General features: G+C 48.9%; 10 protein-coding genes. 9 read left to right on the top strand and 1 reads right to left on the bottom strand.

Going from position 1 to position 9649, the window contains the following annotated elements; translation table 11 throughout:
- Positions 1–31 precede the first annotated feature (31 nt).
- The 9 genes from HOLDEFILI_RS03400 to glyA all read left to right on the top strand — a co-directional run bounded on the left by HOLDEFILI_RS03400 (position 32) and on the right by glyA (position 8587).
- Positions 32–451 carry a PTS sugar transporter subunit IIA gene (locus HOLDEFILI_RS03400; protein WP_006058017.1) on the top strand — a complete coding sequence of 140 codons (420 nt, stop codon included), beginning with the start codon at positions 32–34 and terminating at the stop codon, positions 449–451.
- The gene (locus tag HOLDEFILI_RS03395) at positions 445–918 is read left to right on the top strand and encodes a PTS sugar transporter subunit IIB (RefSeq protein ID WP_006058016.1); all 474 of its coding nucleotides are present in this window, start codon (positions 445–447) and stop codon (positions 916–918) included. The genes HOLDEFILI_RS03400 and HOLDEFILI_RS03395 overlap by 7 nt, the downstream gene beginning before the upstream one ends.
- A 15-nt stretch (positions 919–933) precedes the next feature.
- Positions 934–1716, top strand: coding sequence for a PTS mannose/fructose/sorbose/N-acetylgalactosamine transporter subunit IIC (locus HOLDEFILI_RS03390; protein ID WP_006058015.1), 783 nt, complete (start codon positions 934–936; stop codon positions 1714–1716).
- Complete coding sequence (locus HOLDEFILI_RS03385; RefSeq protein ID WP_006058014.1) at positions 1709–2530, top strand: PTS system mannose/fructose/sorbose family transporter subunit IID; 822 nt, start codon at positions 1709–1711, stop codon at positions 2528–2530. Before HOLDEFILI_RS03390 ends, HOLDEFILI_RS03385 begins: the two co-directional genes overlap by 8 nt.
- Positions 2531–2575: 45 nt before the next feature.
- Positions 2576–3646, top strand: coding sequence for an SIS domain-containing protein (locus tag HOLDEFILI_RS03380; RefSeq protein WP_006058013.1), 1071 nt, complete (start codon positions 2576–2578; stop codon positions 3644–3646).
- 98 nt (positions 3647–3744) lie between these two features.
- Positions 3745–5106, top strand: a complete 1362-nt coding sequence (locus HOLDEFILI_RS03375; protein WP_006058012.1) for an MATE family efflux transporter — start codon at positions 3745–3747, stop codon at positions 5104–5106.
- Between the two features lie 120 nt (positions 5107–5226).
- Positions 5227–5565, top strand: a complete 339-nt coding sequence (locus HOLDEFILI_RS03370; RefSeq protein WP_006058011.1) for an Imm41 family immunity protein — start codon at positions 5227–5229, stop codon at positions 5563–5565.
- 178 nt (positions 5566–5743) lie between these two features.
- Positions 5744–7156, top strand: coding sequence for a HipA domain-containing protein (locus HOLDEFILI_RS03365; RefSeq protein ID WP_050766914.1), 1413 nt, complete (start codon positions 5744–5746; stop codon positions 7154–7156).
- A 201-nt stretch (positions 7157–7357) separates the two neighbouring features.
- Positions 7358–8587, top strand: coding sequence for a serine hydroxymethyltransferase (gene glyA, locus HOLDEFILI_RS03360; protein ID WP_006058008.1), 1230 nt, complete (start codon positions 7358–7360; stop codon positions 8585–8587).
- Between the two features lie 133 nt (positions 8588–8720).
- On the opposite strand, the gene HOLDEFILI_RS03355 is transcribed toward glyA, so the two are convergent.
- Positions 8721–9649: ATP-binding protein (locus HOLDEFILI_RS03355; RefSeq protein ID WP_006058007.1), on the bottom strand; the 929-nt coding region annotated here is incomplete at its 5' end.

The raw sequence follows: 9649 nt of genomic DNA, 5'->3' as shown, positions 1-9649 counted from the left end.
GATAAGAGGGTGAAGAAACGAGGTGAAGCGGATGCGGAAGGTGATACTGACTTCCCATGGTCATTTGGCAGAAGGCATGCAAAGCGCGGTCAATATGATTCTGGGGTGTCAGGCTGATCTTGAAGTGTATGACCTGGATCATTATGACGAACCGGATATGATTCTGGAACGGGTGCGGAAAAGGGTGGAAGAACAGCCTAACGATGAATTTATCATTCTGACCGATATCAACAACGGCAGCGTTCATCATCAGATGATGCAGCTCTGCCTCTGCCCCAATGTGTACGTCCAAACGGGCATGTGCCTGTCGATGGTCCTGGAAATTTTACTGGCCAGTCCGCAGGCGGGGATCGAGGAAACGGTAAAGCACGCCGTGGAATCGACGAAGGAAAACATGCTCGGATTCAATTTCAGATCCATCAGAGAGATGAAGGAGGATGAATTATGGTAATTCTGATGCGGATCGACGAACGAATGCTTCATGGACAGGTGGCGCTGACCTGGGTCAACGAGGTCCATCCGGAAGCCATTCTGATCGCCAATGACGAAGCGGCGGAAAACGACATGGCCAAACTGGCCTTCAAAATGGCGAAGCCTGACGGGGTGAAGCTGGCGATCAAATCGATTGACGACGGAGCGAAGCTGCTGAATCATCCGCACGCTCAGAAAATCCGGATCTTCGTCATCGTCAGGACACTGGCCGACGCCGTGCGGTTAGTCCGGCAGACAGAGGAAATCCACCGCGTGAATATCGGCGGAATCCGTAAGCGTGAAAACAGCCGTTCATTCAGCTCCGGTATCTTCTTAACGGAAGAGGATCTGGTGAATCTCAAGGAACTGCATGAAAAAGTGAATTATCTGGAATTCCGGATGATTCCCAACGAGCCTAAAGTCGATTATGAGAAGTTATTGAAATAAGAGGAGGGAAAACTTATGTTGATTGTTCAAAGCGTCATCGTCGGGGTGATCTACCTGGTTTTAGGTTTCCTAGAGGAATACCTGTCATTTCCGATGTGCTCCCGGCCGATGGTTGTCGGTTCGGTCATTGGCTTCTTTCTGGGGGATCTGAAGACCGGCGTCATGATCGGTGCTTCCCTGGAACTGGTCTTCATGGGCGCTGTTCAGATCGGCGCGTCCACGCCGCCGGATTCATTAGTCGGCACCGCTGTCGGTACGGCGTTCGCAATTATTATGCACGCCGACGTCGAAGTCGCGCTGGCGCTGGCGGTTCCTGTCGCTCTGTTAGTGTCCATGACCAGCTCCATTTGGCTGACATTGCGTACATTCTGGCATCCGACAATTGAAAAAATGATGGACAAAGGGGATTACAAAGGTCTGGAACGGATGTTCTACGTCGTTGCCCTGACGTTGTATATTCCGAAAGCACTCCTGGTCACATTCGCGATTATGGCAGGATCCACGGTTGTCGAGAAAATGATTTCGATCATTCCGGAATTCGTCACCGGCGGCCTGGGCGTTGCGGCAGGTATGATGGTTGCGGTCGGCTTCGCGATGTTGTTAAAGATGATGTGGTCCAAGAAAATGTGCGTTTATTATTTCCTGGGCTTCTTATTGGTCGCTTATCTCAACCTGCCGATTCTGGCCGTCGCCTTCTTCGGCGTCATCCTGTGCGTTATTCTGTACTTTGAGGGTAATTTCAAAATGAATAAAGCAGCCCCGGAAGCTTCAGAGGAGGAGGAATTATTCAATGATTAAAGAAAGACTGAACTTATCGGACGAAGACGTCAAGATGTGCAAACAGATCGGATTCCGGACGTTGTCGCTGTGCTCCATTATGGAAATGGAAAAAATGCAGGCGTTAGCGTATGTCCGCGTTATGATTCCGGTCATCAATCGTTACTATCATACACAGGAAGAACGGATCGAAGGGTATAAGCGGCATTGGGAACTGTTCAATACGACGCCGACGGTCGCGGGCTTTATCACCGGGTTATCCGCGGCGATGGAAAAGCAGGCGTCGGAAGATCCGACGATGGACAAGAAATCGATCAATGCGGTTAAGGCTTCGTTAATGGGACCGTTCGCCGGTATCGGTGATTCGATCTTCTGGGGATCCTGGCGGATTGTTGCTACCGGCATCGGCTTGTCGCTGGCCCTGCAGGGCAATGTTCTCGGCCCGATCCTGATGTTGGTGATCTTCAATATTCCAGCGCATATCTGTCGTTATTATGGCCCGTTCCTCGGCTTCGGCCTGGGCTCCAAATTCTTAAGTCAGGTTTCAGAATCCGGTTTAATGCAGTTTTTGACGAAGTGTGCGACGATTGTCGGCCTGATGACCGTCGGAGCGATGACCAGCTCGATGGTTAGTCTGAACATCGCGTATGTCTTTACGATGAATGAGGTGGAAATGTCCGTTCAGTCGCTGATCGATTCGATCATGCCATCGGCCCTGCCATTGGCATTGGTCTTCGTCTGCTTCTATTTCCTCAAGAAAGACGTCAAGCCGATTACGATCATTCTCGGCATTATCGCGTTCAGTATTCTGGGACGGTTTATCGGACTAGTCTAAGTAAAGAAAGTACGAAAATATACATAAACAAGGAGGAATTATTCTATGGTTACCATGCTTGAAGTCATCAATCGGATCCCGGCAGTCTGCACCGATATTTTAAACCATCGTGAGGAAACATTCGCAGCGCTGACGCAAACCGTCAAAGCACATCCGGAAATCAATCAGATTTTACTGATCGGCTCTGGTACGTCCAACACCAGCGCTGTCACAGCCCGCCGGTTTATTGAGAAAACTTCGGGATTGCAGACGATCTGCGTGCTGCCGAATGAGCTGCTTTATAACTGCTTTGCTTATAATCCGAACGCATTGTATGTCTTTACTTCCCATTCTGGTACTTCGACGCTGACCTGCATGGCAGCGGAGAAGATCACAAAGCTGGGCTATTTGACAGCGGCGGTGACCGATGGCGAGGACAGTCCGATCGCCAAGATGGTCGACGTCTTTATCAATCAGCGCAACGGGGTTGAGGAATATCTGATGCGCACGATTGGTTACTGTTCCAGCGTTTTAACCCAGATGTTGATGGGAATGGCCATCGGGAAAGCCCGCGGTGTGCTTACAGAAGATCAGACAGCGGCTTATCTCAATCAGGCAAAGGCTGGCATCGAACACCATCCGGCGATTGTCAAGGAAGCAATGGCCTGGTTTGACCGGAATCAGGAAAAGCTGATGGTGGCCGAAACCTTCACTATTTACGGCATGGATTCGCTGTGGGGTGTCGCACTGGAAGGAGCGTTAAAGATTCTGGAAATCTCGAAGCGCCGAATTGGCGTCGGCTATGAATTTGACGACGGCATGCATGGTCCAACGATGGGGTATACGCCGTCCAACTGTGTTATCGTTCTGCATGACGGCGGCCGGGAAGACGTGCGCGCGCATCAGCTGACGACATTTGCGAAGAATGAGCTGGGGTATGGCTATCTGATTGGTGAAAACCCAATCGATGCCAGTGATCTGCCGATTTCGCTGACGGGTGGGGAATTTATCTTCCTGGAGCTTTCCCCGGTCGTTCAGATCCTGGCTTACCGGCTGGCGGTGGATTATGGCATCGATCTGACGGATATGTCGTATCATTCAGAAACAAAATATTTCAACACGCATAACGAAGCGTAAAGCTTTCTTGCTAGGTTGAAGATATTGGCAGCCGGGGCGTCGCGTCCTGGCTGTCTTTGTTTTGACAGCGAAACGGCGTAGGATAGGAGGAAAAGTCAATGCAGAGAAGCAAGAGCCGGTGGATCGGGGATCGGCAGTTTTACAGGACAGCGCTGGCGGTGGGGGTTCCGCTGATGTTTCAGCAGCTGATCACCAGCTCGGTCAATCTGGTGGATAATCTGATGGTGGGGCAGCTAGGCAACGAGGCGCTCAGCGGTGTCGCGGCCGTGAACCGATTTACGATGATTGCGATTTTTGCGGTGAATGGATTATTAGCCGCTGCGGCAATTTTTATCGCACAGTTCTGGGGTGCGGAGGACTCTGAACGGATGAAGCAGACCTTCCGGTTTTCATTGCTTGCGGCCGGTTTGATCTTGATTCCGTTCTGGTTGGCGGAAGTCCTGGCCCCTGCGCTGATCCTGGGATTCTTTACGAGCATCCCGGAGGTCGTTGCAGCTGGAAGCCGGTATATGGTGATGGCGGCATGGACCTTGCCCCCGACGGCGCTTTCGTTAACCGCAGCGAGCGCGATGCGGGCTGCCGGAGAACCGCGCCTGCCGTTAGTGATCAGCGCCAGTGCGGTTTTAATGAACACGCTGCTGAACTATGTGCTGATTTTTGGACAATTCGGATTTCCTGCTCTGGGCGTGCAGGGAGCGGCACTGGCGACGGTGATTGCCCGGCTGATGGAAGCCGCACTTTATCTTTATTTTCTGAAACGCAGGCCGTTTGCGTTTAAAACCAAATTGTGCGACTTGCTTTCGATTCCGCGGTCTTTAGCGTGGACGATCTTTAAAAAAGCGCTGCCGCTGGCCTTGAATGAACTGATGTGGTCAATGGGGATGGCAACGTTGTTTAAATTCTATTCCCAACGCGGACCTGAGGTTATGGCAGGATATTCAATTGCGAACACGATCAGCGACCTGTTCTTCGTCTTGTTTGGCGGACTGGCTACGGCAACCACGATTCTGGTTTCCAAGCCTTTAGGCGCTGATCGGATGGAAGAAGCACGGGACCGGGCGTATCAGCTGTTAGCCTTTGCGGTTTTTCTTGCGGTTTTATTCTCTTTTATTATGTTTGGTTCTTCGTTTGTCGTACCGTCCTGGTATCAGGTTAGTACGCAGGCCAAACAGATTGCGGCTCAAATGCTGCGGGTCATGGCCGTGATGTTCTGGACGTATACCGCGAATACGCAATGTTATTTTATCCTGCGGGCCGGCGGGGATACGCGCTCGACTTTGTTTGTGGATTCTGGGTTTATGTGGCTGATTAATCTTCCCTTGATCGGGATGCTGACGTATTTTACCGGACTGAATATCATGCAGATGTACCTGATCGGACAAATGACCGAGTTAGCGAAGCTGACGCTGGCTTATCATTTAGTCCGGAAGGAGAAGTGGCTTGTCAACCTGACGGAATGAACGACAGGCTTTAAAAATCCTGATGCTTCTTTTTGGATACAAGAATTCAAACTTATGATTTTGACAGCGAAAAGAGATTATTGTTCACCGTCGTTTCATGTGATAAGATGAATAAAACTTATGAAAGAAGAGAAAATCATGGAGGCAATGGAGATTTTGAATGCGAATTGGAAAGCGGAAGATGGAAGCTTTCTCTATTATTTACATGAAGAAAATAATTTTCATGAAGCGGCATTTCTGGAACTATGCAGCTGTATTTACTCTTTGTCCCGGCGTCATCCGCAAGATCAGACGGTTTCTTCGAAAATCGTCTTTGTTTATGGGCAAGTGTTAAAACATCTTTTCTATCATTTTGATCCCCAGGATTTGAGCTCCATTTCTAATCTGCCTTCCGATTACAGCGAAAAGCTGGAGCTTCTTGAACAAAATGTGATTCAATACTTCCAAGGCGATATATAAAGCGAAGTATATAGGTGCGAGCTGAATGGTTCGATTTCACTTTTATAGATTCATTTCATTGATTTTAGAAGAACTTATAATAGAATGCCTCAGCTTGTTATTTTAATGAGATATGGTTAATATGAATTTACTGGCCTTTTTAAGGTATAATGAAGTCATAAGAAAGGGGGAGATCCGGATGTATTGGCTGAAAAAAGAAGATATGCCGCTTATTTTATTTGATATTGAAAAAGGGAGCTACGGTGACCAGAGCATTCACATTCGATGGATGAGTGAAAAGACAGAAGACTTGCCTGAAATGATAAGCGATGAAAGCTCGCTTGAAGCTTGGATCCAACACCGGATGATTCCCCGAAACCGGGCCTTTGTTGAAGAAATTCTGGCAAGTCAGGGACTGAAATACAAAGATATGGAAGGTTTGATTACTATCTGCAAAGGGCTTTCTGTGAATGATGTTTATTGGATTGTGCCTGAGGATTTCCAAGGCCGCTTTGACGACTATAATTTGTATGACAACAGTTTTTCGGAAGCGTTGAGTCTGGTTGCGTTCACAGGCTATTCGACGACGCTGAAGGAATTGTCGCCGAGTCCGGAAATGACCACGAACGGCATGCTTCCCAAAGCCTGGCGGAGATTGAACGATAAGCTTTATTTATACAAAGGCGGAACCAATGCCGAATTGTTTTCCAATGCCGGCTTAGAGCCGTATTCCGAATTTTATGCGGCGCAGATTGCGGCAGAACTAGAGATTTCTCATGTAAGCTACGACTTGCAGAAATGGAAAGGAATTCTGGCGAGTGTCTGTGAAAATTTTACAAACAAGGAACGATCCTATGTGCCGGTGGGTACTGTGTTAAAGAAGCGATCCATCAAGGAGCTTGTTGAAAAAATGAAAGAAATCGGTTGTTTCTCTGATTTCAAAAATATGATTTTATTGGATGCGCTGATCAACAACGAAGACCGGCATTATGGGAATTTTGGATTTTTAAAGGATAATTCTACGAATCAATATCTCAGTTTGGCGCCGTTATTTGATCATGGAATTTCTTTGTTTTCAACGATGCCGGAGAGATATATTGCCAATGGGCAATGGAAAACTTATCAATATGAACATCGTTATTCGGCGTTGGGGGCGACGCATGATGAACTCGTCAGCTGGTTTTGCGATCAGACAGACGCCAGGAAATTATCCAGACTGTCTCATTTCGAGTTTAAAAAGCATGAACGCTATAACGTCAGCGAGGAACGTCTGAAATTTTTAAATACGTTTATCAGAAACAGAGCCCTGGAACTGATCGAGGTGATTCAGAAAGGAATTAAACCGAAAAAAGAAAACGTTGAGCGCATTGAAGTGAATCAGGAATTCCTGGGCTTCCGTTATCAGTTTACAGGAGATCGGATGCAAGGCGGACATTGCGTCATCCTGGATCAAAATAATAACCGGATCAAAATTTTGAATTTAACGAGTTCAGATTTGGAAAAAATGGATGCCGTGACTTTCATTGAAGACTATATTGAGAATACGTTGTATCCAATGCAGAAAACAAACGGTTCAAAGGAGAGGACGACATCAGATCCGCGGCAAAATTAGCTTTTAAGACATACGGTAAAGATCATTGTCATATACAAGTCATTCATGGAAGCCGCAAAGAAGGATGAATCGCTGACAGGTGATCCGTTATCCACAGTTAGCGCGCTGTAACTGAAATACATTGTCGAAGCGTTTTGCTTCGCGAAGACGCAAAGCGTGATATAATCAAGCTGATAAGAACGAGAAAGAGAGGATCTTGATATGCATGATGCCGCAGTCCGCAAGGCGATTGAACTGGAAACTCAGCGCCAGACCCATAACATTGAATTAATCGCTTCTGAAAACTATGTCTCCCGGGATGTCTTGGAAGCCGTCGGCTCCATCCTGACCAACAAATACGCCGAGGGGTATCCGGGACGGCGCTATTACGGCGGCTGCGTGGACGTCGATATCATCGAGAATCTGGCCCGCGACCGGCTGTGCGAATTATTCCATGCCGAACACGCCAACGTCCAGCCGCATTCCGGCTCTCAGGCGAATATGGCGGTGTATATGACAATCTTACAGCCGGGTGATAAAGTCCTGGGCATGGATTTAAGCTCCGGCGGCCATCTGACGCACGGCCATCAGCTGAATTTCTCCGGCCGGCTGTACGAGTTCCACAGCTACGGGGTGGATAAAGAAACTGAACAAATTAATTATGAGGAACTGCGCCGGATCGCTCTGGAAGTAAAGCCGAAGCTGATTGTGGCCGGCGCCAGTGCCTATCCGCGGGAGATCAACTTTAAGAAATTCCGGGAAATTGCCGACGAAGCTGGCGCGTACCTGATGGTCGATATGGCGCATATCGCCGGTTTAGTCGCGGCAGGACTCCACATGAGCCCGGTGCCTTATGCCCATTTCGTCACGTCTACAACACATAAAACCCTGCGCGGTCCGCGCGGCGGCATTATTCTTTGCAAGCAGGAATTTGCCAAGGATCTCGACCGCAACGTCTTTCCGGGAATCCAGGGCGGCCCGCTGATGCATGTGATCGCCGGAAAAGCCGTGTGCTTCGGCGAAGCGCTGAAACCGGAATTTACCGACTATGCGCGCCAGATTATCGCAAATTGCCAGGCTCTCTGCGAAGCGCTCCAACAGGAAGGACTGCGGATCGTGACCGGCGGTACGGATAATCATCTCATCCTGGCCGACGTGAAATCTTCCTATGGGATCACAGGTAAGAAAGCGGAAGCACTGCTGGATGAAATCAACATCACCTGCAATAAAAACACGATTCCATTCGATCAGGAAAAACCGTTTGTGACCAGCGGTATCCGGTTGGGAACGGCGGCGATGACCACGCGCGGCTTTCAGGAAGAGGAATTCCGTCAGGTCGCCCGCTGGATCACGACTGTGCTCAAAAATCCGGAAGATGAAGCGCTGAAAGCGAAGCTGCGTCAGGAAGTCATGGAAATGACGGCGCGCTACCCGCTGATCCGGGAATCCTAGATTGGAAATTAATAAGATAAAATCCAGATAAAAACCCTGGGCTGTTGATAGGATCGAACGACTTCAACCGGCTCAGGGTTTTTTCATGAAAAATCAAAAAGAGTTGGATACCCTTTCCCACGGATCGCCAATCTCAGGCGGCGGCCGGCAGGTTTAACAAAAGGTTGACTGTAAACGTATTATCTTTCGGCGTAATTTTCAGAACGCCGTGATATTTAGCGCACAACGTCCGGATCGAGGAAAGACCGATCCCTTCCCCCTCCCGTTTTGACGACAGGAATGTTTCATCCTGCTTCTTCACCTGGCCGTTATAGCTGTTGCGGCATTGCAGAACAAGACCGTTATTTCCCTGCATTCGGCTTTTGACCTCGATAAACTGAGCTTCTCCCGCCGTTTGACGCAGACACGCTTCCATTGCATTTTCCAGCATGTTGCCCAGAATGACGGTTAAATCGGTATCCTTAATCGCCAATGCCGGCGGCAGAACAATCGACGTTGTAAATTCAATCCCGCTTTCCTCCGCCATATCCATGTAATACCGCACGATCGCACTGAACAACAAATTCTCGCAGACCGGCGTTTTGATCGAAGATTCGAAATTACTGATGAACTGATTCAGAGAATCCCGCAGCTTTTCCGTTTCTCCGTGATTCATGTACGTCTTTAATGTCAGCAGATAATGATGCAGATCATGCCGGGTCTGACGTGTGCTGGCGATACTTGCGGCCAGCCGTTCAGCTTGCTTGTCGCGGATCAACGCCTGATATTCCTGCACCTGCAGCTGCTGCTGAAGCTGCTGCTTTTCCTCGTTGAAATTGATCATGCTGAGCGTCGCGTAGTAAGAAAGAAAGGTACCCGCGGTCCAGACGATTGCCAGCAACAACGGCGATGTAATTTCGCTGTGCAGCGCAGCGATCGACGAGGTAAAGCCTAAGCGGTAGATAAGATAGAACGAAGCGGGGATCAGCCATAACATACTCCAGATTTCCGGCGTGTCCTCATGCTCCCAGACCGGCAGAACCTGATGCGTCAGAAAATAATGGATTAAAGGAGCGCTGAGGA

Source organism: Holdemania filiformis DSM 12042 (assembly GCF_000157995.1).
Taxonomy (GTDB): domain Bacteria; phylum Bacillota_I; class Bacilli_A; order Erysipelotrichales; family Erysipelotrichaceae; genus Holdemania; species Holdemania filiformis.
Note: the sequence above shows the minus strand (reverse complement) of the source record. Positions and strands in the feature narration are given on the sequence as shown.

Bases quoted from the DNA above. Each gene is read 5' to 3' on its own strand.
- HOLDEFILI_RS03400 (WP_006058017.1), top strand. From the start codon at position 32: ATGCGGAAGGTGATACTGACTTCCCATGGTCATTTGGCAGAAGGCATG.
- HOLDEFILI_RS03395 (WP_006058016.1), top strand. From the start codon at position 445: ATGGTAATTCTGATGCGGATCGACGAACGAATGCTTCATGGACAGGTG.
- HOLDEFILI_RS03390 (WP_006058015.1), top strand. From the start codon at position 934: ATGTTGATTGTTCAAAGCGTCATCGTCGGGGTGATCTACCTGGTTTTA.
- HOLDEFILI_RS03385 (WP_006058014.1), top strand. From the start codon at position 1,709: ATGATTAAAGAAAGACTGAACTTATCGGACGAAGACGTCAAGATGTGC.
- HOLDEFILI_RS03380 (WP_006058013.1), top strand. From the start codon at position 2,576: ATGGTTACCATGCTTGAAGTCATCAATCGGATCCCGGCAGTCTGCACC.
- HOLDEFILI_RS03375 (WP_006058012.1), top strand. From the start codon at position 3,745: ATGCAGAGAAGCAAGAGCCGGTGGATCGGGGATCGGCAGTTTTACAGG.
- HOLDEFILI_RS03370 (WP_006058011.1), top strand. From the start codon at position 5,227: ATGAAAGAAGAGAAAATCATGGAGGCAATGGAGATTTTGAATGCGAAT.
- HOLDEFILI_RS03365 (WP_050766914.1), top strand. From the start codon at position 5,744: ATGTATTGGCTGAAAAAAGAAGATATGCCGCTTATTTTATTTGATATT.
- glyA (WP_006058008.1), top strand. From the start codon at position 7,358: ATGCATGATGCCGCAGTCCGCAAGGCGATTGAACTGGAAACTCAGCGC.